This window comes from Massilia sp. Bi118, assembly GCF_918697865.1.
Taxonomy (GTDB): Bacteria; Pseudomonadota; Gammaproteobacteria; order Burkholderiales; family Burkholderiaceae_D; genus Telluria.
Map to the genome: position 1 here is coordinate 241,140 of NZ_CAKKMV010000008.1, position 23,054 is coordinate 264,193.

At 65.6% G+C, this 23,054-nt stretch carries 25 protein-coding genes; 13 read left to right on the forward strand and 12 right to left on the reverse strand.

Going from position 1 to position 23,054, the window contains the following annotated elements; genetic code table 11:
* Positions 1 to 10: 10 nt before the first annotated feature.
* The 4 genes from LQV39_RS14145 to infA (LQV39_RS14160) all read left to right on the forward strand — a co-directional run bounded on the left by LQV39_RS14145 (position 11) and on the right by infA (LQV39_RS14160) (position 3,231).
* Positions 11 to 1,534 (forward strand): efflux transporter outer membrane subunit, encoded by a 1,524-nt coding sequence (locus LQV39_RS14145; protein WP_374199431.1) that lies wholly within the window; start codon positions 11 to 13, stop codon positions 1,532 to 1,534.
* Between the two features lie 91 nt (positions 1,535 to 1,625).
* Entirely contained in the window at positions 1,626 to 2,165 is a 540-nt protein-coding gene (locus tag LQV39_RS14150; RefSeq protein ID WP_230026757.1) for a DNA-deoxyinosine glycosylase, read from the forward strand.
* 320 nt (positions 2,166 to 2,485) lie between these two features.
* Positions 2,486 to 2,752 carry a translation initiation factor IF-1 gene (gene infA, locus LQV39_RS14155; RefSeq protein WP_230026758.1) on the forward strand — a complete coding sequence of 89 codons (267 nt, stop codon included), beginning with the start codon at positions 2,486 to 2,488 and terminating at the stop codon, positions 2,750 to 2,752.
* 218 nt (positions 2,753 to 2,970) lie between these two features.
* On the forward strand, positions 2,971 to 3,231 hold the full coding sequence (infA, locus tag LQV39_RS14160) for a translation initiation factor IF-1 (RefSeq protein ID WP_230026759.1): 261 nt from the start codon (positions 2,971 to 2,973) through the stop codon (positions 3,229 to 3,231).
* A 24-nt stretch (positions 3,232 to 3,255) separates the two neighbouring features.
* On the opposite strand, the gene LQV39_RS14165 is transcribed toward infA (LQV39_RS14160), so the two are convergent.
* Positions 3,256 to 4,413 carry a tetratricopeptide repeat protein gene (locus LQV39_RS14165; RefSeq protein WP_230026760.1) on the reverse strand — a complete coding sequence of 386 codons (1,158 nt, stop codon included), beginning with the start codon at positions 4,411 to 4,413 and terminating at the stop codon, positions 3,256 to 3,258.
* A gap of 69 nt (positions 4,414 to 4,482) precedes the next feature.
* Complete coding sequence (locus tag LQV39_RS14170) at positions 4,483 to 5,352, reverse strand: HDOD domain-containing protein (protein WP_230026761.1); 870 nt, start codon at positions 5,350 to 5,352, stop codon at positions 4,483 to 4,485.
* Between the two features lie 177 nt (positions 5,353 to 5,529).
* Between LQV39_RS14170 and LQV39_RS14175 the strand changes: the two genes are divergently transcribed.
* Positions 5,530 to 6,099 carry a DNA-3-methyladenine glycosylase gene (locus LQV39_RS14175; RefSeq protein ID WP_230026762.1) on the forward strand — a complete coding sequence of 190 codons (570 nt, stop codon included), beginning with the start codon at positions 5,530 to 5,532 and terminating at the stop codon, positions 6,097 to 6,099.
* Here LQV39_RS14175 and LQV39_RS14180 read toward each other — a convergent pair.
* Together LQV39_RS14180 and LQV39_RS14185 are read right to left on the reverse strand one after the other, a co-directional pair.
* Positions 6,096 to 7,781, reverse strand: a complete 1,686-nt coding sequence (locus tag LQV39_RS14180; protein ID WP_230026763.1) for a methyl-accepting chemotaxis protein — start codon at positions 7,779 to 7,781, stop codon at positions 6,096 to 6,098. The genes LQV39_RS14175 and LQV39_RS14180 overlap by 4 nt on opposite strands.
* 33 nt (positions 7,782 to 7,814) lie before the next feature.
* Entirely contained in the window at positions 7,815 to 8,264 is a 450-nt protein-coding gene (locus LQV39_RS14185; protein ID WP_230026764.1) for a cache domain-containing protein, read from the reverse strand.
* Between the two features lie 277 nt (positions 8,265 to 8,541).
* On the opposite strand from LQV39_RS14185, the gene LQV39_RS14190 reads away from it, so the two are divergent.
* From LQV39_RS14190 to LQV39_RS14200, 3 genes are read left to right on the forward strand one after another with little or no spacing between them, the layout of a single operon-like run.
* Positions 8,542 to 9,954, forward strand: a complete 1,413-nt coding sequence (locus LQV39_RS14190) for a KamA family radical SAM protein (RefSeq protein ID WP_230026765.1) — start codon at positions 8,542 to 8,544, stop codon at positions 9,952 to 9,954.
* A 36-nt stretch (positions 9,955 to 9,990) separates the two neighbouring features.
* A complete protein-coding gene (locus tag LQV39_RS14195) occupies positions 9,991 to 11,301 on the forward strand; it encodes an MFS transporter (protein ID WP_230026766.1) in 1,311 nt (436 codons plus the stop codon).
* Complete coding sequence (locus tag LQV39_RS14200) at positions 11,270 to 12,118, forward strand: fumarylacetoacetate hydrolase family protein (protein WP_230026767.1); 849 nt, start codon at positions 11,270 to 11,272, stop codon at positions 12,116 to 12,118. Before LQV39_RS14195 ends, LQV39_RS14200 begins: the two co-directional genes overlap by 32 nt.
* 83 nt (positions 12,119 to 12,201) lie before the next feature.
* Here LQV39_RS14200 and LQV39_RS14205 read toward each other — a convergent pair whose 3' ends face one another.
* Positions 12,202 to 13,530 carry an aspartate aminotransferase family protein gene (locus LQV39_RS14205; RefSeq protein WP_230026768.1) on the reverse strand — a complete coding sequence of 443 codons (1,329 nt, stop codon included), beginning with the start codon at positions 13,528 to 13,530 and terminating at the stop codon, positions 12,202 to 12,204.
* Positions 13,531 to 13,645: 115 nt separating this feature from the next.
* On the opposite strand from LQV39_RS14205, the gene LQV39_RS14210 reads away from it, so the two are divergent.
* Both LQV39_RS14210 and LQV39_RS14215 read left to right on the forward strand, forming a co-directional pair.
* Positions 13,646 to 14,200, forward strand: a complete 555-nt coding sequence (locus LQV39_RS14210; protein ID WP_230026769.1) for a carboxymuconolactone decarboxylase family protein — start codon at positions 13,646 to 13,648, stop codon at positions 14,198 to 14,200.
* Between the two features lie 95 nt (positions 14,201 to 14,295).
* The gene (locus LQV39_RS14215) at positions 14,296 to 15,369 is read left to right on the forward strand and encodes a S41 family peptidase (RefSeq protein ID WP_230026770.1); all 1,074 of its coding nucleotides are present in this window, start codon (positions 14,296 to 14,298) and stop codon (positions 15,367 to 15,369) included.
* A 22-nt stretch (positions 15,370 to 15,391) separates the two neighbouring features.
* On the opposite strand, the gene LQV39_RS14220 is transcribed toward LQV39_RS14215, so the two are convergent.
* Genes LQV39_RS14220 through yjgA form a run of 4 tightly spaced genes read right to left on the reverse strand, consistent with a single transcriptional unit; the run spans position 15,392 to position 17,480 of the window.
* The gene (locus LQV39_RS14220; RefSeq protein WP_230026771.1) at positions 15,392 to 15,589 is read right to left on the reverse strand and encodes a hypothetical protein; all 198 of its coding nucleotides are present in this window, start codon (positions 15,587 to 15,589) and stop codon (positions 15,392 to 15,394) included.
* A gap of 6 nt (positions 15,590 to 15,595) precedes the next feature.
* Entirely contained in the window at positions 15,596 to 16,264 is a 669-nt protein-coding gene (locus LQV39_RS14225; RefSeq protein ID WP_230026772.1) for an alpha/beta hydrolase, read from the reverse strand.
* 18 nt (positions 16,265 to 16,282) lie between these two features.
* Positions 16,283 to 16,894: a molybdopterin adenylyltransferase gene (gene mog / locus LQV39_RS14230; protein WP_230026773.1), complete on the reverse strand. Its 612-nt coding sequence runs from the start codon at positions 16,892 to 16,894 to the stop codon at positions 16,283 to 16,285.
* Entirely contained in the window at positions 16,878 to 17,480 is a 603-nt protein-coding gene (yjgA, locus tag LQV39_RS14235; protein WP_230026774.1) for a ribosome biogenesis factor YjgA, read from the reverse strand. Before yjgA ends, mog begins: the two co-directional genes overlap by 17 nt.
* 93 nt (positions 17,481 to 17,573) lie before the next feature.
* Between yjgA and pmbA the strand changes: the two genes are divergently transcribed.
* Complete coding sequence (gene pmbA / locus LQV39_RS14240) at positions 17,574 to 18,926, forward strand: metalloprotease PmbA (protein WP_230026775.1); 1,353 nt, start codon at positions 17,574 to 17,576, stop codon at positions 18,924 to 18,926.
* A 52-nt stretch (positions 18,927 to 18,978) separates the two neighbouring features.
* Positions 18,979 to 19,632, forward strand: coding sequence for an oxygen-insensitive NAD(P)H nitroreductase (gene nfsB, locus LQV39_RS14245; protein ID WP_230026776.1), 654 nt, complete (start codon positions 18,979 to 18,981; stop codon positions 19,630 to 19,632).
* Here nfsB and LQV39_RS14250 read toward each other — a convergent pair.
* Together LQV39_RS14250 and LQV39_RS14255 are read right to left on the reverse strand one after the other, a co-directional pair.
* Positions 19,619 to 20,449, reverse strand: coding sequence for a hypothetical protein (locus LQV39_RS14250; protein ID WP_230026777.1), 831 nt, complete (start codon positions 20,447 to 20,449; stop codon positions 19,619 to 19,621). The genes nfsB and LQV39_RS14250 overlap by 14 nt on opposite strands.
* An 86-nt stretch (positions 20,450 to 20,535) precedes the next feature.
* Positions 20,536 to 21,669: a M14-type cytosolic carboxypeptidase gene (locus LQV39_RS14255; RefSeq protein ID WP_230026778.1), complete on the reverse strand. Its 1,134-nt coding sequence runs from the start codon at positions 21,667 to 21,669 to the stop codon at positions 20,536 to 20,538.
* Positions 21,670 to 21,828: 159 nt separating this feature from the next.
* Here LQV39_RS14255 and LQV39_RS14260 point away from each other — a divergent pair, with 159 nt between their 5' ends.
* Complete coding sequence (locus tag LQV39_RS14260) at positions 21,829 to 22,092, forward strand: DUF2442 domain-containing protein (protein ID WP_230026779.1); 264 nt, start codon at positions 21,829 to 21,831, stop codon at positions 22,090 to 22,092.
* Here the strand turns inward: LQV39_RS14260 and paaX are convergent.
* A complete protein-coding gene (gene paaX, locus LQV39_RS14265) occupies positions 22,065 to 22,991 on the reverse strand; it encodes a phenylacetic acid degradation operon negative regulatory protein PaaX (protein WP_230026780.1) in 927 nt (308 codons plus the stop codon). The two genes, LQV39_RS14260 and paaX, sit on opposite strands and share 28 nt — an antisense overlap.
* Positions 22,992 to 23,054: the final 63 nt, after the last annotated feature.

Sequence of the window (23,054 nt, forward strand, 5' to 3'; positions counted from 1 at the left end):
GCAGCCGGTGGTGAAGACCGTCGCGAAATTCGCACCGCGCTTCGCCACCGTGCTGGCGGCCCTGCTGCTGAGCGCCTGCGCGGCGCCGGCCTTCCACCAGCCTTCGGTATCGACGCCGGCGGCCTTCAAGGAGGCGATGGTGGCGACGCCGGCTGCATCGCCCGAAGTCGTGCGCAGCGCCGCCGACGGCACCACCTGGAAGACCGCCCAGCCGGCTGAAAGCCAGCCGCGCGGCGAATGGTGGAAAGCCTTCAACGACACCCGCCTGGACGGCCTGATCGCCCAGGCCACGGCCAGCAACCAGAACCTGACGGTGGCTGCCGCGCGTGTAAAACAGGCGCGGGCCATCGCCGGCATCGCCGAAGCGGACCGCATTCCGCAGATCGGGGCCGGCGTCGGCGCCCAGCGCGGGCAGTTGTCGCCGCTGGAGGCGGGCGTGGCACCGGGGACGCGCATGTCGCCGGTGACGAGCTACAAGGCCAGCCTCAGCGCCAGCTACGAGCTCGATCTGTTCGGCCGCGTGTCGAGCAATGTGGCGGCGGCGCGCGGCGATGCCGGCGCCGTCGAGGCGACTTACCGCTCGGTGCTGCTGTCGCTGCAGGCCGACGTCGCCCAGACCTACTTCCGGCTGCGCGCCCTGGATGCCGAAATCGCCACGGTGAACCAGACCGTGCGCCTGCGCGAAGAGAGCGTGCGCGTCACCGGTCGCCGTTTCGAGCTGGGCGACATCGGCGAATTCGACCTGTCGCGGGCGAAGACGGAGCTGTCCACCGCGCGCGCCGAAGCGATCGGCCTGCAGCGCCGGCGCGCCACTGCGGAACACGCGCTGGCTGTGCTGCTGGGCCAGCCGGCCTCGAACTTCGGCGCCGCCAGCGACCCGCTGGAAGCGAACGCCAGCCTGCCGCTGATCCCGACCGGCCTGCCATCGAGCCTGCTGGAGCGCCGCCCCGACATCGCCGGCGCCCAGCGCACGATGGAAGCAGCCAATGCCCGCATCGGCGTGGCGCGCTCCGCCATGTTCCCGGCGCTGAGCATCGGCGCCAACGGCGGCGGCGTGGCCGGCACCTTCGGCGACGTCTTCAAGTGGAGCAGCCGCTCCTGGCTACTGGGCGCGACCCTGGCCATGCCGCTGATCGACGGCGGCCGCAACCGCAGCAACGTGGTGCGCAGCGAAGCCGCGCTGGAAGAAGCGGTGGGCAGCTACCGCCAGAGCGTGCTGGTGGCCTTTGCCGAAGTCGAGGACAACCTGGCCGGACTGCGCGTGCTGGCGGAGCAGGGTGCGGAAGTCGAGGCGGCCGTGGTCTCGGCGCGGCGCTCGGCCGACCTGGCGCAGAAGCTGTACGACGCCGGCCGATCGAGCTACCTGGAGCTGCTGGATGCGCAGCGCAACCTGGCTTCCGTGGAGCGCACCGCGGTGCAGCTGCGCGGCGACCGTGCGGTCACCACGGTGGCGCTGATCCGCGCGCTGGGCGGCGGCTGGGATGCGGCGCCTTCGTCGTCGCCCGCAAGTGCGGTGGCGCTGGCGAGCAAATGAATGAAGTGAGTGGGTAGTTTTGGGAAAGCCCTTTGCGGCGGCATGTGCGAGCGTGCCGCCGTTTTTTTCGCCTGGCCGCTACAATCGCCGCATGCCGACCTCCGACCTCGAACCCAGCTCCCTCCTCACCGGCCTGGCCCCGGTCATCGCCCCCGATACCCGCATCCTGATCCTCGGCAGCTTCCCCGGCGCCCAATCGCTGGCCGCCCAGCAGTACTACGCCCACCCGCGCAATCAGTTCTGGAAACTGGTTGGAGAGCTGGTTGGCGAAGACCTCTACAACCTGCCCTACAACGAACGCCTGCCGCGCTTACTTACACATCGCTTCGGCCTGTGGGACGTGCTGGCCGCCTGCGAGCGCGAAGGCAGCCTCGATTCCTCGATCCGCAAGCCGGCCGCCAACGATTTCGAGCGCCTGCGCCACCTGTGTCCTGAACTGGAGACGGTCGGCTTCAACGGCCAGGCCTCGGGCAAGTTCGCGCCGCAATTCGAACAGGCCGGCTACCGCAGCGTGGTGCTGCCTTCGTCCTCGCCTGCGCACATGGCGATGAACTTCGAGCAGAAGCTGGAAGTGTGGCGCCGGCTCGTCGACCACAGCCTAAGGCCTGTGATCACCGGGCAACTGTTCTGAAGCTGTTTGTGCGCCGCACAAGGAAGCGTGTTACACTGCGTATGCGGTCAGGTCTCGATGGTCCTGCCGTTCCCTGTGTAAGGTACGCAGCGCGACATGTGTAATGCCGCAAGCGAGCAAACCGGGCGGGGATGTCATTCCACATACGTTGGTCGGTTTACACGATGGATGCACCTGGCAGATAGCCTCGGCGTCCGGGCTCCGCACCCTGCAGATAGCAGGGGCTGGAGCGGCGATTAAGGCATTGGCGTCACATTGAAACGAAGCCCGCAGTGAGCGGGCTTTTTTTTTCAACCATCCTACCGAACTGGAGTATGCAGATGGCAAAAGAAGAACTCATCGAAATGAATGGCGTTGTCTCCGAGGTCCTGCCGGATTCGCGTTTTCGTGTGGACTGCGAAAATGGCCACAAGCTGATCGCCTACACTGCGGGCAAGATGAAAAAGAATCACATCCGCATCCTCGCCGGCGACCAGGTCAGCCTGGAGCTGTCCCCGTATGACCTCAGCAAGGGCCGCATCACCTTCCGTCACATCGAGAAGCGCGGCGCGCCCGCACCCCGCTCGAACTTCCGCGGCCGCCGCTGATCGCACGGCAAGCAGCACGGCAAGCGAAGAAAAGGGCATTTGCCCTTTTTTTTTCGCGCAACGTCCCCATATCGGTTCCATCCCCCAATCTCCCTACGGCTCGACACTGCAGCCGGAGCCGTTTTTCCCGACTTCGACCCTGTCAACCGCCCCAGGCGCTGCGTCAGCAATGCCTGGGATTGGGCATTGGCGTTAACGATTCATGAAAAGGACACGAGATGAAAGAAGACCTGATTGAAATGCATGGCAAAGTGACTGAAGTGCTGCCGGAAATGCGCTTCCGCGTGGATCTCGAGAATGGCCACCAGCTGGTCGCGTACACCTCCGGCCGGATGAAGCGGAATCACATCCGCATCATCGCCGGCGACCGCGTCACGCTGGAAATGTCGCCGTATGATTTGAACAAGGGGCGTATCACCTTCCGCCACTTGGAAAAACACGGCATGCCGAAACCGGCGCCGCGGCCGCGCCGCCACTAAGAGGGCGTAACAAAGCCCGGTAGCTCAGCGCATGCCGAGCTGGCGCAGGTGGGCCAGCTTGGCGTTGTAGATGTTGCGGGTGTCTTTCTTTGTGCTGGTGTCCGCGGCAAGGGTCAGCTCTTCGCGGGCTTCCTTGAACTCGCCGAGCTGGATCAGGCTCGCCGCCAGCCAGAAGTGGAATTCGTCGTAGTAGGGCGCGCGTTTCACCTCGCGCGCGAACAAGTCCCGCGCCTCGCTGAACTCCCCCCGCTGGTAGGCTGTGACGCCCTTGTTGAAATATTGGAAGGGCGCGACCGGCTCGATCTTGGCGACGCGCTGCGCGATCGTCTTCGCTTCTTCCGTTTTACCCAGCGCCATCAGCACCGGTTCGATGTTGCGCAGCGCGATGACGCTTTCCGGCTCGCGCATCAGGGCGGCGCGGTAGGCGCGCTCGGCCATGGACAGGTCGCCATGGCGTTCATAGATCACACCCAGGGTATTGTAGGCCAGCGCGGTGCGCGGATTGCTGCCCGTCGCTGCCCGCGCCCACCAGTAGGCATCGTCGATCTTGCCTTCGACCAGGGCTTCGGCGGCGCGGTTGTTCTGGTACATCATGACGATCTCTTCCTCTTCCAGCTGCTGCGTGTAGCGCTTGTCGGCGCGCGGGTCGGGCAGGAAGTCGACCACCAGCGCACGCTCCGGATCAGTGGCATAGGGCTGGTTGGGGATGCGGAAGCCCAGCACCAGGTTCACGTGGCCGCTGAGCAGGTACAGGCCGCCGTTGCGGCTCCAGCTCTCGTCGAGGGTGACGCTCTGGTACTGCACCCGCATGCCGAGTTCCTTGGCGAAGGCGGCCGTCATGATCACCAGCGACATGCAATTGCCGGCGCGGTCGCGGTAAGTCTCGGCCGCGTTGCGGGTATAGGTGGCGTCGTAGTCGAGTTTCAGGCCGGTCTTGCCGCCGTTGTAGAGGGCCTCGAGCAGCCCGTATTCCTGGCCCCGGTTGCGCAGGTAGGTATTGAACGCCGCGCTGTGCAGGTAATCGCGCATTTCCGGGCTGAGCGTGAACAGCTCGGCCGTGCTGACCGGCTTCGAGGGCGGCTTGAAGGAAGCGTCGCTGTACAGGTCGGGGGTGGGGGGCAGCTTCGGCGTGCCGGCGCAGCCGGCCAGCAAGACCAGCAGGATCGCTACGAGGTGTCTCATCTTTTCCTCCGTGTCCGGTGAACTTTTTCTTTCAGTATCTGCCGGTGCGGAGGAGATGTAAAGACGCTCTTAATCCTCTTCGTGGAAGGCTTCGTGCAGCTCGTCGAGCAGCTCGGCGGTTTCTTCCTCCGACAGGCCCAGATAGGTGCAGGCGCGCGCGCCGCCCTTGTTCCATTCGAGCGATTCGCCATGGCCCTGGTACTTGCTGATCGCGGCTTCCGCCAGCAGCGACAGCGCCACCAGCGAGCGCACCGCGCCGGCCGTGTTGGCGTCTTCCAGCACCGTGTAGTCGTGGTGGTGCAGGATGGCCCAGGCCACGTGGTCCGACAGGCCCCAGTTGCGCGCCAGCAGGCAGCCGATCGCCGCGTGCGAGGTCGAATGGCGTTCTTCCTCCAGCGCCGTGAACGGGCGTTCCGCTTCGAGCGAGGCGGCGGCGTAGGTGGCGTCGTAGTCGGCAAAGCGGTCCATCAGCAGGGGCACGCCGGTATCGCAGAACAGGCCGAAAGTGTGGGCCACGTCCGCCTCGCCGATGCGCAGGCGGCGCGACAGGAATACCATCGCTTGCGCGCGGCGCGTCGAGACGTCCCAGAAGCTGGCCAGGGCCGCGCTGTTGGCCGGGATCGCCTGGCGCGCCAGCAGGCCTGTCATCAGCGAAGCGACCTGGTTAATGCCGAGGAAGAGGATGGCCTGCTCGATCGACTTGGCCTTGCGCCGCCCGCCGTAGATGGACGAATTGGCCAGCTTCAGCAGGGCGCCCGACATGCCGACGTCGCTGGCAACGATGCGGCCGATGGCGTCGAGGCTCGGATCGTCCGACGACAGTTCGCGCTGCAGGTCCGCCAGCAGGCTCGGACGCGGCGGGATGCGGATCGACTTCATCAGGGCGTCGACGGGATCCTCGGCGGTGCTCGGACGCGCCAGGGCGGATGCAGTACTCATGGCAGGGAGGGGAAACAATGCTGCACGGAAATATGTGCAAAGCTCGTCACTATAAACCAGTGCAGATCAAGTTGCACCAAAGTATTCACTTTGTGTAGCAAATCGGACAGTTGTGCTTTTTACAATCGATGCGCTGACTGTGCGACTTGCCGGCCGCAGCCGTTATAAGATTGTTACATGTCTTCTACCATTCTTGCCGGTATCGATTTCTCCGCCCCGTCGCACCTGGTGGCGCGCCAGCTGATCGGCGTGACCGTGCTGTTCAACGGCGTCGGCGGCCGGATCGTCGAAACCGAAGCTTACGACGGCGAGGATCCGGCCTCGCACAGCTATTCCGGCCCCACCGACCGCAACTTCGCGATGTTCGGGCCGCCCGCTCACGCCTACGTCTACCGCTCCTACGGCATCCACTGGTGCCTGAACTTCGTCTGCCGCGAAGAGGGGCATGGCGCCGGGGTCCTGCTCCGCGCGCTGGAGCCGGTCACCGGGCTGGAGCAGATGCGCGAGCGACGCGGCACGACTGACGAGTGGCTGCTCTGCTCCGGGCCGGGCAAGCTGACCCAGGCGCTGGGCGTGACGCGGGCGCAGAACGGCACTTCGCTGGCGCAGCCGCCGTTCGAGCTGGTGGCTGCGCCGGAGGGAATCGAGGTGGTGACCGGGCCGCGCATCGGCATCTCGAAGGCGATCGATGTGCCGTGGCGCTTTGGCTTGAAGCATTCCCGCTACGTCAGCAAGAAGTTCCCTTAAGCGCGCTTCCTTGAAGGAGTGCGATGCTCCAGCACCGGGCGCTGGCCGCGCATCGCGCTGCCGGGCGCGCGCCGGTCGACCCGCGCGAATTCCTCGTCGTCCTGCTCTTCGCCGCCAACGTCGCAGGCCTGCTCGACGCCTTCGATCTTGAAGACCGATACCGCGCGCGCCAGGTTGACGGTCTGCTCGTGCAGGCTGGCCGCCGCCGCCGCGGCTTCCTCGACCAGGGCCGCGTTCTGCTGGGTCATGTCGTCCATCTGGCCGACCGCGCGGTTGACGTCGGCGATGCCGTCCGCCTGCTCGGTGCTGGCGGCGCTGATGCGGTTGATGATGTCGTTCACCTGCTGCACCGAGGCCACCACGCTGCCCATGCTGGCGCCGGCCTCGTGGACCGAAGCATTGCCGCTGTCGATGATGGCGACCGAATCGGCAATCAGGGCCTTGATCTCCTTGGCCGCCGAGGCCGAGCGCTGGGCCAGGGTGCGTACCTCGCTGGCGACCACCGCGAAGCCGCGTCCCTGTTCGCCGGCGCGCGCCGCTTCCACCGCCGCGTTCAGGGCCAGCAGGTTGGTCTGGAAGGAGATGCCGTCGATGACGCCGATGATGTCGACGATCTTGCGCGAGCTGGCGCGGATCGATTCCATGGTTGCCACCGCGCGCTCGACCGATTCGCCGCCGCTGGACGCCAGCCGCGCCGCCTCGGCCGCCAGCTCGGTGGCCAGGCGCGCATTGTTGGCGTTGTCCTTGACGGCCGTGGTCAGCGTCTCCATGGCGCTGGCGGTCTGCTGCAGCGAGCCGGCCTGCAGTTCGGTGCGGGTCGACAGGTCCAGGTTGCCGCTGGCGATCTCCTTCGAGGCGGTGTCGATCGAGCGCACCGAATCGAGCACGCTGCGCAGGGTCTGGTTGAGCGTGGCGATGGTGTGATCGAGCGCGCGCGAGACGCCGGCGATCTCGTCGCGGCCCTCGTTCCTGACGCTGGCCGAGAGGCGGCCGGCGGCCAGTTCGTCCACCACCGTGGAGATCGCGCCGATATCGCCCAGCATGGCGCGCCGCACCCGCACGGTCACGACGATCGACACGGCGATCGACAGCAGCACCAGGAAGGCCATGGTCTTGCCCAGGCTGTGGAATTCCTCGCGCGCGGCGGCATAAGCCTCTTCGCTGAGGCTCTTTTCCAGCGCGGCCAATTGGCCCAGTTGCTGGTTCAGGGTGCCGAATTCCTTTTCCGCCTTCTGCATCGAGTTGGTCGCGATCGACTGGTCGACCTGGGCCATCTCGATGGTCTCCTGCACTGCCTTGACGTAGGCCGCCAGCGCCGCCAGCGAGGCGTCGACCGGCTTGCGTTCGGCGCCGCTGCTGACCTTGGCCAGCTCGCCCAGCTGGGTCTTGAGCGAAGCATGGCGGCGGCCGATGTCGGCGATCAGGGCGTCGAGCCGGTTCCTGGCAAAGCTGCCGTTGATCCAGGCCAGCAGCTGGTAGGCGTTGGCGTGGACGTACTTGGCGTCGCCGGCCACGTCGGCCGTGTTCTGCAGGCGCGCCGCCCGCACCTGCACCATGTTTTCCAGCGATGCGCTCTGGCGCACCATCCCGTAATACGCAGCGCCCGACAGCATCAGCAGCAGCACCAGCACCAGTCCGGGGGCCAGCAGCAGCTTGGGACCGATCCGCAGTTTTTTCAGCATGGTCTACTCCTTGTCGGGCGCTATCTGGACGCGTTATTTCTTGTACAGGCCTGCTTCGAGGACGACACCGTCGACCAGGAGGATATAAGTGGTCTTCGGCTCGATCTTGCCGCTGGTCGGGTTCTTGTACTGGTAGTCGACCCAGCCCTTGCCCTTGGCGGCGGCCAGCTCGATGATCTCGCGACGGTACTTCTTGCCGTTGGCATCGGGGACGTCGGTCAGGTCCTTGCCGACGATCGAGGGGTTGTAGGGATGGGCCAGCACTATGCCGGTCTTGACGTCGCGCATGTCGATGTAGAGCGAGCCCTGGACGAAATCCGGGTCCTTGGCGCTGATGCGTTTCATGACCTCTTCCTTGCCCTTGGCCTTGACCATGGCGGCGCCGCGCTCGGCCATGGCGATGGCGTCTTTCTCGGTCGGTTCATTGGCCAGTGCGGCGGCGGAGATCAGGCACAGGGCGGTTGCGGTAGCGAGCAGCTTCATGGGATGTCCTTTCGAAGTGAATGGCCTGAAAGTTGCCAAATTGCATTTAGTACTCTACGCCCTGCCTACCTCTGTGGAATTGTCTTAACGCAAGCACTGGCCGATGTGGCGGCGCAAATCGAGGACTGATTTTCCACAGTGCTTAGCCATATTCCGACAGGGTGTCGGATTAGACTTGATTCGTGGCAACTCAGGGTCGCAGGGCACTGTCTACCATCAGTTCCTGCCGGCAATTTCGGTTCCCTACGTCAACCTTTCTTCTCCATGGAGAACTCCTGTGACCACGCCAGATGCCCTGCCAGCGAAATTCAAGCCATATACCCGTCAGTCGATCGCCACCGCGCGCCAGTGGCAATGGATGAGCCCGGACCTGCAGGAAGCGGTCCAGGTGGTATCGCATGTCCTGCCTTTCCGCACCAACGAATACGTGATGGAACAACTGATCGACTGGAACCGCATCCCGGACGATCCGATCTACCGCCTGACCTTCCCGCACCGCGACATGCTGCCGGCCAAGGAGTACGAGCAGCTGCGCGACCTGGTGCTGTACAAGAAAGACGACGCCGCGATCGCGAAGCTGGTGCACGAGATCCGCATGCGCATGAACCCGCACCCGGCCGGCCAGATGACCCACAACGTGCCGCGCGTGAACGACGCACCGCTCAAGGGCCTGCAGCACAAGTACAAGGAGACGGTGCTGTTCTTCCCGAGTGCGGGCCAGACCTGCCACGCCTATTGCACCTTCTGCTTCCGCTGGCCGCAATTCGTCGGCATGGACGACATGAAGTTCGACGCCCGCGAATGCACCGAGCTGGTGTCCTACCTGGCGACCCACCCGGACGTGACCGACGTCCTGATCACCGGCGGCGATCCGATGATCATGAATACGCGCTCGCTGACCGAATTCATCGAGCCTCTGCTGGCGCCGGAGCTGGCCCATATCCAGAACATCCGCATCGGCACCAAGTCGGTGGCCTACTGGCCGCAGCGCTACGTGTCGGACAAGGACAGCGACGACCTGCTGCGCCTCTTCGAGAGAGTGGTCAAGGCCGGCAAGAACCTGGCCATCATGGGCCACTACAACCATGCGGTCGAACTGCGCAGCGGCATCGCCCAGCAGGCCGTCAAGCGCATCGTCGGCACCGGCGCCACGCTGCGCATGCAGGGCCCGCTGATCCGCCACATCAACGAAGACCCGCACAGCTGGGCCGAGCTGTGGACCACCGGCGTGCGCCTGGGGGCGATCCCGTACTATATGTTCGTCGAGCGCGACACCGGGCCGCGCGAGTACTTCTCGCTGCCGCTGGCGCGCGCCCACGAGATCTTCCAGTCCGCCTACAGCATGGTGTCCGGTCTGTCGCGCACCGTGCGCGGACCGTCGATGAGCGCCTTCCCGGGCAAGGTCGTGATCGACGGCGTGGTCACCATCAACGGCGAAAAGCTGTTCGCGCTGCAGTTCCTGCAGGCCCGCAATCCGGAATGGGTGCGCCGTCCCTTCTTTGCAAAGTACGACCCGGACGCCACCTGGCTGGATCACCTGAAGCCCGCCTTCGGCCGCAAGAAATTCTTCTTCGAGGCCGACGCCGACAGTGGGGACGCCGATTTCCATGTACCGGCCGGGCGCGTGATCCCGATCGTCCAGGCGCCGCGCGACCGCCGCGCCAGCGATTCGCAGCCCGACGCCGCATGAGCTTTGGCTGAGCGCTCACTATCATGGACGCCGACGATGGATGCTGACCAAAGCGCGCCACGCCTCTCCGGCGTGGCGGTTTTTTTCTACGTGTTCCTGCCGTTCGCGCTGGGACACTACCTGTCTTCCCTGCTGCGCAACGTGAACGCCGTGCTGGCCCCGCAGCTGGTCGGCGCGCTGGCGCTCACGCCCGGCCAGCTCGGATTGCTCACCAGCGCCTTCTTCTTCGCGTTCGCGCTGGTCCAGCTGCCGGTCGGGATCGCGCTCGACCGCTACGGCCCGCGCAAGGTGCAGCTCTACCTGATGCTGATGGCGGCCTGCGGCGCGCTGCTGTTCGCCTACGGCCAGAGCTTCACCCAGCTGGTGGTGGCGCGCGCTATCATCGGCTTCGGCCTGGGCGGCTGTTTCATGTCCGCGGTGAAGGCGATTTCGACCTGGATCTCGCCGAAGAAGCTGCCCTCGGTGCAGGGTTACCTGATCGCGGTCGGTGGGCTGGGCGCGGCATCGAGCACCATGCCGGTGCGCGCGCTGCTGCAGCACACCGACTGGCGCGGCCTGTTCATCCTGCTGGCCGTCCTGTCGGCCTGCTCGGGCCTGTTGATCTGGCTGGTGAGTCCGCGTTCGAAGCCGTTGGGCGGCAAGACGCCGACCGTGCGCTCGGTGCTCGACGTCTACCGCACGCCGGCTTTCCGCACCACGATCTCGCTGGTGCTGCTGCCGCATGCGGTCTTCTTCGGCATCCAGGGCCTGTGGATAGGCCGCTGGCTGTCCGACGTCGCGCGCTTTCCCGAAAGCGCGGTGGCCTACCTGCTCTACATGGGCATGGCCTCGGTGATCTTCGGCGCGATCGCGGTCGGCATGATCACCGAGTGGGCGGGGCGGCGCGGGATCCGGGCGCTGGACGTGGCGGCGGTCGGCGTGGCGCTGTTCGTGATCGTGCAGTCACTCCTCGTGATCGGCTACAAGCCCAGCCTGCAGACCCTGTCGGTGCTGTTCACGCTGGTGGGCACCATCACCGGCATCGAATACGCGATCGTGGCGCAAAGCCTGCCGCGCGAGCTGACCGGGCGCGCCGCGACCTGCCTGAACCTGCTGATCTTCATCGGCGCCTTCCTGGTGCAGGCCGGCTTCGGCCAGGTGGTCGGGCTCTGGCGTCCCGACCTGGCCGGCCACTACCCGGCGCAGGCCTACCGCGTGGCCTTCGGCGTGCTGGTGCTGCTGCAGGTGCCTGGCCTGATCCGTTACTACCTCGACTTCCTTCGCCGGCGGCGTCCGGTAAAATGCGGGATCGCTTTACTCGCACAGAAGGAAGAATATGAGATTGGTACGTTACGGTCGCCCCGGTAAGGAAAAGCCCGGCCTGTTCGACGAAGAAGGCCGCCTGCGCTCGCTGGCCGGCATCGTCGACGATATCGACGCCTCGGTGCTGTCGGAAAAGGCGCTGCGCAAGCTGGCCAAGGTCGACTGGAAGACCCTGCCCATCGTGCGCGGCGAGCCGCGCTTCGGCGTGCCGGTCAAGGGCGTCGGCAAATTCATCGGCATCGGCATGAACTACTCGGACCACGCGGCCGAGGTGGGCGCGCCGATTCCGAAGGAGCCGATCATGTTCATGAAGGCCACCAGTTGCCTGACCGGTCCGGACGACGGCATCCGCCTGCCGCAAGGCTCGAAGAAGACCGACTGGGAAGTCGAGCTGGGCGTCGTCATCGGCGAACGCGCGCAATACGTCAGCGAAGCGGATGCCATGAAGTACGTGGCCGGCTACTGCGTGGTCAACGACGTCTCCGAGCGCGCCTTCCAGTTCGAGATGGGTTCGCAGTGGGACAAGGGCAAGGGCTGCGACACCTTCGGCCCGGTCGGCCCCTTCCTGGTGACGAAGGACGAGATCTTCGACGTGCAGGACCTCGACCTCTACCTGGAACTGAACGGCAAGCGCATGCAGACCGGGAACACCTCGAATATGATCTTCACGGTGGCGCAGATCGTCAGCTACCTGTCGCGCTTTATGACCCTCGAGCCGGGCGACATCATCAGCACCGGCACCCCGCCGGGCGTGGGCCTGGGGCGCACGCCGCAGCGTTTCCTGAAGAAGGGGGACAAGCTGCGTTTGGGGATTGCCGGTTTGGGTGAGCAGCAGCAGGAAGTGGTGGCGTTTTCGAAGTAACGGCTCGTCGTTCCCGCGCAGGCGGGAACCCAAGTTTTACGCATGACCTGCGCACTTGGATTCCCGCCTGCGCGGGAATGACGTCAGAGGCCCTTCAGCGCGGCCTTGAGAGCATCATCCAGCCGCGTCACGATCTCCGACAACTGCGCCGCGCTGACGATGAAGGGCGGCGCCAGCAGCACGTGGTCGCCACTGCGGCCGTCGATGGTACCGCCCATCGGGTACACCATCAGACCGCATTCCATCGCTTTCGCCTTGATCGCCGCGTGCAGCTTCAGCTCCGGGGCGAAGGGCTCTTTGGTGGCGCGGTCGCGCACCAGTTCCAGCGCCAGGAACAGACCGCGGCCGCGGATGTCGCCCACATGCGGATGGCTGGCGAAGACGTCGCCCAGCATGCGCCGCAGGGTGGCGCCGCGCTTCTGCACCTGCACCAGCAGATCGTCGCGCTCGATCACGTCCTGCACCGCCAGCGCGGCGGCCGCCGCCACTGGATGGCCGATGTAGGTGTGCCCATGCAGGAAGGTCCCGCTGCCGCTGCGCAGGCGCTCGATGATGGCGCCGTTGGCCAGCACCGCGCCGATCGGCGCATAGCCCGCGCCCAGCCCCTTGGCCACTGCAATCAGGTCCGGCGCCACGCCGTCCTGCTCGATCGCGAACATGGTGCCGGTGCGTCCCATGCCGCACATGACTTCGTCGGCGATGAACAGGATGCCGTATTTGTCGCACAGCGCGCGCACGCCGCGGAAGTAGTCCGGCGTCGGCGGGATCGCGCCGCCGGTGGCGCCCACCACCGGCTCCGCGCAGAAGCCGATCACGCGCTCCGGTCCGGCCAGCAGGATCGTCGCTTCCAGCTCGTCCAGTAGCATGGCGGTGTACTTGGCCGTGGTCTGGCCTTCCAGGCGGTCGCGGTATTCGTAGCAGGGCGCCACGCGCGGCACGTCCATCAGCAGCGGCGCGAAGGGCTTGCGGCGCCATTCGTTGCCGCCTACCGCCAGCGCGCCCAGCGTGTTGCCGTGGTAGCTCTGGCGGCGCGCGATGAACAGCGAGCGCTGCTCCTCGCCGCCTTCGACGAAGTACTGGCGCGCCAGCTTGAGCGCGGTCTCCATCGCTTCCGAGCCGCCCGACACCAGGTAGACCCCGCCGATGCCCGCCGGTGCGCGCGCCACCAGGCGGTCGGCCAACTGCTCCGCCACCTCGGTGGTGAAGAAGGCCGTGTGCGCATAGGCGCAGCGGTCGATCTGCGCGTGCATGGCGGCGATCACGTCCGGGTGGCCATGCCCGAGCGAAGACACGGCCGCGCCGCCGCTCGCGTCGATATAAGTCTTGCCCTGGCTGTCGCGCAGGCAGATGCCGTCGCCGCCAACCGCCACGGGCGGCGTCTGGCGCAGGCTGCGGTGAAGGATGCAGCTCATGGAGAATCTCCTTCGAAAAGTTGACGATTGACAATAAACGCTTAGCGCCAGGATTCTTTTGATTTTTGCCGGGAGCCGTGCGAATATTTTCTTTCTGGACATTATTTGAACCGCCATGACCGACCGCCTACGCCCGATTCCCGAAGCCGAATGGACCGCCGCCCAGCGCGAAGCGGCCCAGGAGATCGTCAACGGGCCGCGCGGCGCCCTGTATGGCCCCTTCGTGCCGCTGCTGCGCAGTCCCGAGCTGATGGGCTATGCGCAGCGCCTCGGCGAATATCTGCGCTACCGCAGCGCCATCGGCGTACGGCTGTCCGAGCTGGCCATTCTCGTCACCGCGCGCGAATGGGACCAGCAGGTCGAGTGGGCGATCCACGTCCCGATTGCGCAGCAGGTCGGCATCACCGCCGACGTGATCGGCGCCATCGCGCGGCGTCAGCGCCCGGCCGCGATGCTGGTCGACGAATCCGTGGTCTACGATTTCTGCCTCGAGCTGCACCGCGACAAACGCGTCTCCGACCGCGTCTACAACGACGCCCTGGCGCTGTTCGGCGAGCAGGGTGTGGTCGATTTGATGGGCGTGAACGGCTACTACACCTTCCTGGCGATGGTGATGAATACGGCGCAGACGGAGGCGCCGGCGTCGAGCGCGGTTCCGCTGCCGGCGTAGGGCGCCTGCGGTGAGAATGCGCGCATTTTCCTGAAAGGTTTTTTGTCAGACTTGCTGGTGTCGCCGGGTGGCGTCGCCATAGCAAGGAGTCAGGCATGATCCGCAAGGTCTTGATCGCGGCCGGTTGCGCCGCATCGTTTACCGCTGGCGCCGTCGCCTACGCCGAGGATAAGGAGGCAGTCGACAAGCCGGCCGATACGATGCCTGCCGCACTGGCGCACCAGGTCGTGGACAAGACCGTCGAACTGGTCGAGAGCCGCGGCCTGTACCCGCGCCAGCAGTCCGAGTACGCGCAGGCCAAGGCCGAGCTGCTGGCGGCATTCGATGGCCAGCCCGCCGAGATCGTCCGGAAGGACCTGTACGGGCGCATCGGCAAGCTGCTCGGCACCCTGGACACGAACAGGCATTCCTTCATCATCCCTGCGGGCCAGAGCCTGCATGCGCCGCGTTCGGCGGGCGCACTGGCAGACCTGCCGCCGCCCACCTTCAAGCTGCTCACGACCAGGCAGGGCACGGTGTTGCGCTGGACGCCGCCGGCCATGGTCGGCGGCGGCATGGGCGTCATGGCGCCGTACCTGAAACGCTTCTACGACGAGGCGGCCGCACGTCCCGACATCGCCGGCGCCTGCGCCCTCGTGGTCGATCTGAGCGAACAGACGGGCGGCAACGCCTGGCCGCCCTTCGTGGCCATGTATCCGCTGTTCGGCGCCGCCAACACGGCGAAATGGGTGGACCGCGACGGCAAGCGCACGTCCTTCGTCAGCCCCGCCAGGCTGCAGGAAATGGACCGGCAATATGCGCCGGAGCGCGTCAATCCGCTGGCCCGCTTCGGCAGCGGCCCGCTGGCAGTGGTGGTGGGTAAACGCGCGGCCAGCGCCGGCGAGATGCTGCTGGTGGCGCTGCTGGGCGAGGAGCGGGTGCAGACCTTCGGCAGCACCTCGTTCGGCAAGTCGACGGCGAACGGCAGTTATCCGTTGGCGGATGGGTCGATGCTGGTGCTGACCACCTCGCGCTATGCGCTGGGCGATGGTCCGGTCTATCAGGGAGGTATCCCGGCGATGCATCCGGCAGCGCAGGACGCGCCGGTCGAGGACGCGGTGAAGACGGCCGCAGAATGGGCGGCGGCCAATTCGCCGCAATGCGCGGCCAAGGCGCCGCCGGCCGCGTAGCCGGTAGGCCTTGCAAGCCGGATCAGGCCAGCGCTTCCTTGGCCGCCTGCTCCGGCGTCAACTCATCGTAGAACATGTCGGTGAACCACTCCACGTTCTCTTCGATGTGTTCCTGCGCCTGCTTCTGGGTGGCGCCGCCGGCCACCAGGTGTTTTTCGACTTCGATGCACCAGTTAATCAGCGCCATCGTCTCTTCGTCGAGTTCTTCCTTCTTTGCCATCGCAACTTACCCCAAAATACGTTTGAAGAATGCCGACATGTGCTGCACCTCTTCCAGGCACACCGAGTGCTGCATGGTGTACTCGTGCCACTCGACCTGGTAGCCCAGCGACATCAGCAGGTCGCGCGATGCTTCCGCGCGGTTGAAGGGCACCACGTTGTCGTGGCGGCCGTGGGCCATGAAGATCGGCGTGTTGAGGCTTTCCTGGGTGCGTTCCGTCGCCAGCTTGCTTGAGAGCGGCACGTAGCCCGACAGGCAGAGCATGCCGGCCAGCGGTTCCGGGTGGCGCAGGCCGGCCTGGATGGTCATCGCGCAGCCCTGCGAGAAGCCGGCCAGCACGATGCGCGAAGCCGGAATGCCGCGCGCCTTTTCGCGTTCGATGAAGGCTTCGACTTCCTTCTGTGAGGCGCGCAGGCCGTTCTCGTCTTCGCGGCGCGTGAGTTCGGCGCCGGTGATGTCGTACCAGGCGCGCATCACGTAGCCGCCGTTGACGGTGACCGGGATGGTGCGCGCATGCGGGAAGATGAAGCGGATGCCGGGCAGGCCGGCCAGGTCCAGCTCGCGCACGATGGGGACGAAGTCATTGCCGTCGGCGCCCAGGCCGTGCAGCCAGATGACGGAGATTTCCGGGTTGTCGCCGGTGTCGATCGTGACGTGGTCGAGCAGTTCGCTCATGCGTTTATCCTTGGAGGCTTACTTCTTTTTGGGACGCCAGGCGACGCAGACGTCCGGGTTGGTGTCGCTGAACGGGCCGCCGATCAGGTCGATGCAGTAGGGGACCGCGGCGAAGATGCCGCCGACGACGGTCTTGCCGTCCGCATCCTTCAGGCCCTCGAGGGTTTCCTTGATCGATTTCGGCTGGCCCGGCAGGTTCAGGACCAGGGCCGCATGATTAGAAGCGGGGTCCGGCGTTTCGCGGATCACGGCGACCTGGCGCGACAGGATCGCGGTCGGCACGAAGTGCAGGCTGACCTGGCGCATCTGCTCGCCGAAGCCGGGCATCTCTTTCGTGCCGATGGCCAGCGTGGCCTCGGGCGTGACGTCGCGCCGCGCCGGGCCGGTGCCGCCGGTGGTCAGCACCAGGTGGCAGCGGACATCGTCGACCAGCTCGATCAGCGTGCTCTCGATCTCGTCGCGGTCATCGGGAATCAGGCGGGTCTCGACGCGGAACGGGGTGGTCAGCGTCTTTTGCAGCCACTCCTGTAAAGCCGGGATGCCTTTGTCTTCATAGACGCCGCCGCTGGCGCGGTCCGAGACCGAGACCAGGCCGACGACCAGCTCATCCACCTTATTCTCCAGACTCATCGCCGGCGTCCTCGCCTTCCTCGTCTTCCGATGGCGCCGCTTTGACCGGCTTGGCCAGGTCCTTCAGGATCTGGAAGATCTCGCGGTAAGCCTTGGGCGGCTTGTTCTCGGCCTGCTCCTTGCGCGCGTTGCGGATCAGGGTGCGCAGGTGCTGCACGTCCAGCTGCGGGTGTTCTTCCAGCAGCTGGGTGAGGGCCTTGTCGTCGGCCAGCAGCTTCTCGCGGCGGCGCTCCAGCGCGTGCAGGGCGGCGGCTTCGGCCTTCGACGTACCCTTCCAGCTCTCGATGGTGCGCTGGATGACGGCGACTTCCTCTTCGTCCAGCGTGCGCATCAGCTTGCCGACGAATTGCAGCTGGCGGCGCCGGCCTTCGTGGTTGCTGATGGTCTGGGCCATCAGGATCGCGTCCTTGACTTCGTCCGGCATCGGCACGCGCTTGACGCGGTCGCGCGGCGCTTCGATGAGCGTTTCGCCGAGCTTCTGCAACTCGTTACTCTGCCGTTTCAGTTCGGACTTGGAGGGACGATCGTATTCGGGTTCGAACTCGTCGGAGCGGAAGCCGACAGCGCCGCGGTTTGCATTTGGCATGATGATCTAGATTCGTCAGACGCACGTCTGGACGGTAAAAACAGTAAACGGCTGCTATGATAACTGTTTTAGGGCTCGCTACGAAAAACGCACATGAACGACACCGTCTTCACCCACTCCCAGGATCAGCTCAAGCAGCTCGCGCAGGACGTGCTGGCGATTGCCAAGGAAACCGGCGCCAGCGATGCGGCGGTCGAGATCAGCGAGGGTAGCGGGCTGGCGGTGACGGTGCGCAAGGGCCAGGTCGAGACCATCGAGCAGAACAAGGACAAGGGCATCGGCGTGACCGTCTACTGCGGCCAGCGCCGCGGCCATGCCAATACCTCCGATTTCTCCAGCGCCTCGCTGCGCGCCACCGTGGAAGCGGCCTACAACATCGCCCGCTTCACGGCCGAAGACCCGGCCGCCGGCCTGCCGGACGCCGAGCTGCTGGAAATGAACCCGCGCGACCTGCGCCTGTGCTACCCATGGGACATCGACGCCGCGGGCGCGGTGCAGCTGGCCCAGCGCTGCGAAGCGGCCGCCTTCGGCGTCGACAAGCGCATCACCAACAGCGAAGGCGCCAGCGTCTACGTGCAGCAGTCGCACTTCGTGGCCGCCAACAGCCTCGGTTTCTGCGCCGGCTACCCGTTCTCGCGCCACACCCTGTCGGTGGCGCCGATCGCCGGCAAGGGCAACAAGATGCAGCGCGACGACTGGTACAGCTCGGCGCGCGACCCGAACAAGCTGGCCGATCCCGAAAAAGTCGGCCGCTATGCCGCCGAGCGCGCGCTGGCCCGCCTGAACGCGCGCAAGCTCGACACCCGCACCTGCCCGGTGCTGTTCGAAGCCCCGCTGGCCGCCGGCCTGCTCGGTTCGTTCGTCCAGGCAACCTCGGGCGGCGCGCTCTACCGCAAGTCGACTTTCCTGCTGGATTCTCTCGGCCAGGCTATCTTCCCGTCGCACATCAATATCGTGGAAGACCCGCACATCGTCGGCGCGGTCGGCTCCTCGCCCTTCGACGAGGAAGGCGTGCGCACCCAGACCCGCAAGGTCGTCAGCGATGGCGTACTGCAGGGCTATTTCCTGTCCTCGTACACGGCGCGCAAGCTGGGCATGCAGACCACCGGCAACGCCGGCGGTTCGCACAACCTGACCATGAGCTCGAAGGACACCAGGCGCGCCGACGACTTCGAAGGCATGCTGCGCAAGATGGGCACCGGCCTCTTGGTGACGGAACTGATGGGGCAGGGCACCAACTACGTCACCGGCGACTATTCGCGTGGCGCGTCCGGCTACTGGGTCGAGAACGGCGTCATCCAGTATCCGGTCGAAGAGATCACCATCGCCGGCAACATGAAGGACATGTTCCAGTCCATCGTCGGGATCGGTAGTGATGTGCTGACGCGTGGCAACAAGTCGACCGGTTCGATCCTGATCGAGAAGATGGTCATCGCCGGCAGCTGAATCCGGTTCCTGCAATAATGTGCGATCTATGCATCGCACATAAAAGGAATCCATGGACATTCTTGCCGCCGCGACCAAGCGCCACACCGTCAAAGCCTACGACCCGACCCGCACCGTCCCCGACGAGTTGATGCAGCAGATCTACGGCCTGCTGCGCAACAGCCCGTCCTCGGTCAACTCGCAGCCCTGGCACTTCATCGTCGCCAGCACGCCCGAAGCCAAGGCCCGCATGGCCAAGGGCGCGCAGGGCGGCTTCTCGTACAACGAGCCGAAGATCCTCAATGCCTCGCACGTGATCCTGTTCTGCGTGCGCGCCGACGCCGACCAGCAGCACCTGGACAATATCCTCGAGCAGGAACAGCGCGACGGCCGTTTCAAGGACGAAGCCGCGAAAGCCGGCCAGGCCAAGGGCCGCCTGGGCTACGTCAACCTGCACCGCTACACCCAGAAAGACCTGCCGCAGTGGCTGGAAAAGCAGGTCTACATCGCCCTCGGCACTGCCATGCTGGGCGCCGCCAGGCTGGGCGTCGACACCACGCCGATGGAAGGCATCGACGTGCCCGTGCTGGACGCCGAGTTCGGCCTGCACGAGCGCGGCCTGACCAGCCTGGTCATGCTGAGCTTCGGCTACCACGCCGAGACCGATTTCAATGCCGGCCTGCCGAAGTCGCGCCTGGCCGAGGAACAGGTCTTCACCTTCCTGTAAGGCACGCCGGGTTCACGATGCCGAACGGAGCAAGCATGGGAAACCATGCCCGCTCGAGGATCTTGGCAAAACCTTCGCGCGTCGGATAGCCCTCGTTTTCCCAATCCTCCATGTACTGCGGCGCGGCCGTGGCCAGCACGCCGCGGCTGTCGACGTGGAACACACGCTCGAGGGGCGAGTGGAATTCCGCCAGCACCTCGTCGTTGACGGCGTCGATCATGTGCTTCATGACTTGCGTGCGGAAGGCCGGGTCGGGGTCGACGTTGGCGTCGTCCATCACCGTCGTGATCCAGCCGCCATGGCTGTCGACGAAGCCGCGGCCGTCGGGCACCGGGTAGTCGTAGCCGTTCAGGAAGATCGGCTGCTGCCAGTGCGTCTTGCGATAGGCCCAGCGGATGGCGCGGATGATGCCGTTCAGGCCTTCGCTGATGTGGTACAGCATCAGGTCGAGGCGGGTGGGCGAAAAGCAAGCTGCCGGATCGGGCGCGGAGGTGCAGTCGTCGCGCAGGGCCAGCCTGTGCTCGAGCGCGTCGTTGGCGAAGCCGCCGAGATAGAACTCGGTGAAGTGGGCGTTCGGCGCCAGGTCCATGTGGATCACGCCGGCATACGGGCCATCGCCGATGTACTGGTTCAGGCGCGCGCCGTTGAAGCCGAGCAGGCGGATGGCCGCATGCTCGGGCGCTACCCGCGGATGCTCGACCAGCGCCTGCAGCAAGGTCTGCTCGGCGTGCCAGAACCAGGAGTCGCCCAGCGCCAGTCCGGCGGGAGCAGGCGCTCCCCGTTCCGGATTTTCACCTGGCCGATAGACAATGCCCATACCGTTCCCCGCTTCTGGCTGCCACTCATGCTTTTGACATGGGGCGGCGCAGACTGTTCCCGGACGGGCTTATTGCATACCGATGCTTACTTGATCGCCCGGACCGCTTGCAGCACCGGCTGCAGCACGGCGGCGCCAAGGCGGGCGCTGCGGGCGCCGTCCCAGCCGACCTGCGGATCCGGATCGTTGGCGTTGTCCTTGAACGGCAGTTCGAGGGTCAGCGACAGGCAGCCGAAGGCGTGGGTGATGTGCGGCGAGCCCATGGTCAGCGTTTCTTCGCTGTAGGGCGTTTCGCCGTAGCCGTGCACGTCCTGGAAGTCCGGGCTGGCGATCATGAAGGCATCCGAGAAAGCCTTTTGGGCCGCGGCCTGTTCCGCCGTGAAGTTCGGCAGGGATTCGCTGCCGGCCACGAACACGTAGGGCAGGCCTTCGTCGCCGTGCACGTCCAGGCACATGTCGACGCCGGTTTCATGCATCTTCTGCTTGACCAGGAAGACCTCCGGGCTGCGCTCCATGGTCGGGTTCAGCCACTCGCGGTTCAGGTTGGCGCCGGCGGCATTCGTGCGCAGGTTGCCGCGCACCGAGCCGTCCGGGTTCATGTTCGGCACCACGTAGAACACGGTCTCTTTCAACAGCTGACGCCCGAACGGATGGGCCGGGTCGAGCAGGGCGTCCAGCATGCCCTCGACGAACCATTCGGCCATGGTCTCGCCCGGGTGCTGGCGTGCGATCACCCACACCTTCTTCTTGCCCTCGGCCGGTTCGCCGATGATGAGCATGTTCAGGTCGCGGCCGTCGACGGTCGAACCCAGGTCGACCATGCGCACCTGCTCGGACAGCTGGGCGCGGTCCAGCAGCTCCAGGTGGCGCTCCCACGAATACGGCTCGAAGTAGGCGTAGTAGACGCTGTCCATGGCCGGGGTGTGCTCGATGGTCAGCACCTGGCCGTCGAAGCTGGTCGGCACGCGGAACCAGTTGATGCGGTCGTAGCTCGCCATCGCGTTGTAGTCTTCCCAGCCCTTCGGGTAGGCCGACTGGCCGGCGTTGAGCAGGCGGATCGTGCAGGGCTGGGCCTGCGCGCCCTGCAGGCGGAAGTAGAACCACTGGGTGATGTCGGCGTGCGAATCCTTGCGGATGTTCAGGTCGATGGCGCCGGCGCTCGTGGCGTTGACGATATCGATGGCGCCAGCATCGAACTGGCTACTGATCTTGATAGACATTGTGCGTCCTGTAGATGGGACCTGGGCCCTGTTATTCGGGTGGTAAGGCATGCATGATACCCATTCCCCGATTCGACGTGCAAATCCGCTCATCTGCTGCCGCTCAAATGACGGACGCCTGGCTTTTGCTAAGGTGCTCGTTTGGGAGGAATACAAACAATGAAAAACGAAATCCGCGTGGCGCGCGCCGAGATCACCAGCATCGACGGGCAAGGCTTCTGGCTGCGTTGCCGTCGTGAAGAGCTGTATCTGCCGTTCGCCATGTTCCCCTGGTTCGAGCACGCCACCGTGGCGCAGCTGTGCCGGGTCGAATGCTTCGGCGATACCTGCCTGTACTGGCCGGGGCTGGACCTGGAACTGGGCATCGACAACATCCGCCTGTCGATGGCCAGGCCTCAGCGCAATCCGCCGAACCTGTCGTAGAAGCCGGCATCCGCCGCCGGCGCGTCCGCATCCTCGCGTCCCAGCACGGCCATCAGGTGCTGCTCGGCCTTTTCCCAGGTCAGGCGGTAGATCGCCTGCGCCAGCGCATACGCTTCCGAGCCCGGCCAGGGCTGGGGCAGCAGCTCCAGCGGCAGCATCGGGTCGTGCAGCTGGACGCGGCGGTAGGCGTGGATCAGCAGGCTGCGCACCACGAAGGCGTCCTGGTTCGTGAGTTCAGACTCCTCGACCAGGGTCGCCAGCAGCGGCGTGAATTCGGCGATGAAACGGCGGTAGTCGGCCACCACGCCCGATAAATCCCAGCCCTCGCGCACCAGCTCGCCCAGCGGACGCGAACCGGAATTCGGCAACTCGGCCGCGCTGCAGACGAAGATTTTTCCCGTCCCTTTGACGCGCTCGAGGATGTCGGCCAGGGTGGGGGCATCGGCCGCCGGATGGGCCAGCAGGCCCGGCGCCAGCATCGCATAGCCCTCCCACTCGAGCTCCTTGCGCACGGCCGCGCGCAGGGGCGCAGCGATGCTGCCGTTGGGCGCCATGACGACGGTCCAGCGGCCGTCCCAGTCCAGTCCGGGGGGCGCGTAGATGCGGCGGTTGGCGCGTTCGAAACGCGGACGCGCTTCCGGCAGCAGCGCATAACTGCTGCGCCGGCCTTCACGGCTGGCGACCAGCCAGCCTTCCTGCACCAGGCGGAACACGCTGGTGCGCACCAGGCGGTCGGTCGCCCCCATCGGCGCCACCAGCTCGATCAGGCTGCCCAGCCACAGGCGCGCGCCGTGTGGGGCGATGGCGTCGCCGAAGATCGTCATCACCAGCGACTTCGAGCGCGGCGGATCGGTAGTAAGGAAGCGGCTTATCCACTCGTTGCTGGTGAGCATTTTCATATGATTACTTTACCGCAATCACGATGCATACGAATAGGCATAGAAGCGGCTTGTTGCTTCTCG

Excerpts from the sequence above, each read along its gene's own strand:
- LQV39_RS14150 (WP_230026757.1), top strand. The coding sequence starts at position 1,626 with ATGCCGACCTCCGACCTCGAACCCAGCTCCCTCCTCACCGGCCTGGCC.
- infA (WP_230026758.1), top strand. The coding sequence starts at position 2,486 with ATGGCAAAAGAAGAACTCATCGAAATGAATGGCGTTGTCTCCGAGGTC.
- infA (WP_230026759.1), top strand. The coding sequence starts at position 2,971 with ATGAAAGAAGACCTGATTGAAATGCATGGCAAAGTGACTGAAGTGCTG.
- LQV39_RS14165 (WP_230026760.1), bottom strand. The coding sequence starts at position 4,413 with ATGAGACACCTCGTAGCGATCCTGCTGGTCTTGCTGGCCGGCTGCGCC.
- LQV39_RS14170 (WP_230026761.1), bottom strand. The coding sequence starts at position 5,352 with ATGAGTACTGCATCCGCCCTGGCGCGTCCGAGCACCGCCGAGGATCCC.
- LQV39_RS14175 (WP_230026762.1), top strand. The coding sequence starts at position 5,530 with ATGTCTTCTACCATTCTTGCCGGTATCGATTTCTCCGCCCCGTCGCAC.
- LQV39_RS14180 (WP_230026763.1), bottom strand. The coding sequence starts at position 7,781 with ATGCTGAAAAAACTGCGGATCGGTCCCAAGCTGCTGCTGGCCCCCGGA.
- LQV39_RS14185 (WP_230026764.1), bottom strand. The coding sequence starts at position 8,264 with ATGAAGCTGCTCGCTACCGCAACCGCCCTGTGCCTGATCTCCGCCGCC.
- LQV39_RS14195 (WP_230026766.1), top strand. The coding sequence starts at position 9,991 with ATGGATGCTGACCAAAGCGCGCCACGCCTCTCCGGCGTGGCGGTTTTT.
- LQV39_RS14200 (WP_230026767.1), top strand. The coding sequence starts at position 11,270 with ATGAGATTGGTACGTTACGGTCGCCCCGGTAAGGAAAAGCCCGGCCTG.
- LQV39_RS14205 (WP_230026768.1), bottom strand. The coding sequence starts at position 13,530 with ATGAGCTGCATCCTTCACCGCAGCCTGCGCCAGACGCCGCCCGTGGCG.
- LQV39_RS14210 (WP_230026769.1), top strand. The coding sequence starts at position 13,646 with ATGACCGACCGCCTACGCCCGATTCCCGAAGCCGAATGGACCGCCGCC.
- LQV39_RS14215 (WP_230026770.1), top strand. The coding sequence starts at position 14,296 with ATGATCCGCAAGGTCTTGATCGCGGCCGGTTGCGCCGCATCGTTTACC.
- LQV39_RS14220 (WP_230026771.1), bottom strand. The coding sequence starts at position 15,589 with ATGGCAAAGAAGGAAGAACTCGACGAAGAGACGATGGCGCTGATTAAC.
- LQV39_RS14225 (WP_230026772.1), bottom strand. The coding sequence starts at position 16,264 with ATGAGCGAACTGCTCGACCACGTCACGATCGACACCGGCGACAACCCG.
- mog (WP_230026773.1), bottom strand. The coding sequence starts at position 16,894 with ATGAGTCTGGAGAATAAGGTGGATGAGCTGGTCGTCGGCCTGGTCTCG.
- yjgA (WP_230026774.1), bottom strand. The coding sequence starts at position 17,480 with ATGCCAAATGCAAACCGCGGCGCTGTCGGCTTCCGCTCCGACGAGTTC.
- pmbA (WP_230026775.1), top strand. The coding sequence starts at position 17,574 with ATGAACGACACCGTCTTCACCCACTCCCAGGATCAGCTCAAGCAGCTC.
- nfsB (WP_230026776.1), top strand. The coding sequence starts at position 18,979 with ATGGACATTCTTGCCGCCGCGACCAAGCGCCACACCGTCAAAGCCTAC.
- LQV39_RS14250 (WP_230026777.1), bottom strand. The coding sequence starts at position 20,449 with ATGGGCATTGTCTATCGGCCAGGTGAAAATCCGGAACGGGGAGCGCCT.
- LQV39_RS14255 (WP_230026778.1), bottom strand. The coding sequence starts at position 21,669 with ATGTCTATCAAGATCAGTAGCCAGTTCGATGCTGGCGCCATCGATATC.
- LQV39_RS14260 (WP_230026779.1), top strand. The coding sequence starts at position 21,829 with ATGAAAAACGAAATCCGCGTGGCGCGCGCCGAGATCACCAGCATCGAC.
- paaX (WP_230026780.1), bottom strand. The coding sequence starts at position 22,991 with ATGAAAATGCTCACCAGCAACGAGTGGATAAGCCGCTTCCTTACTACC.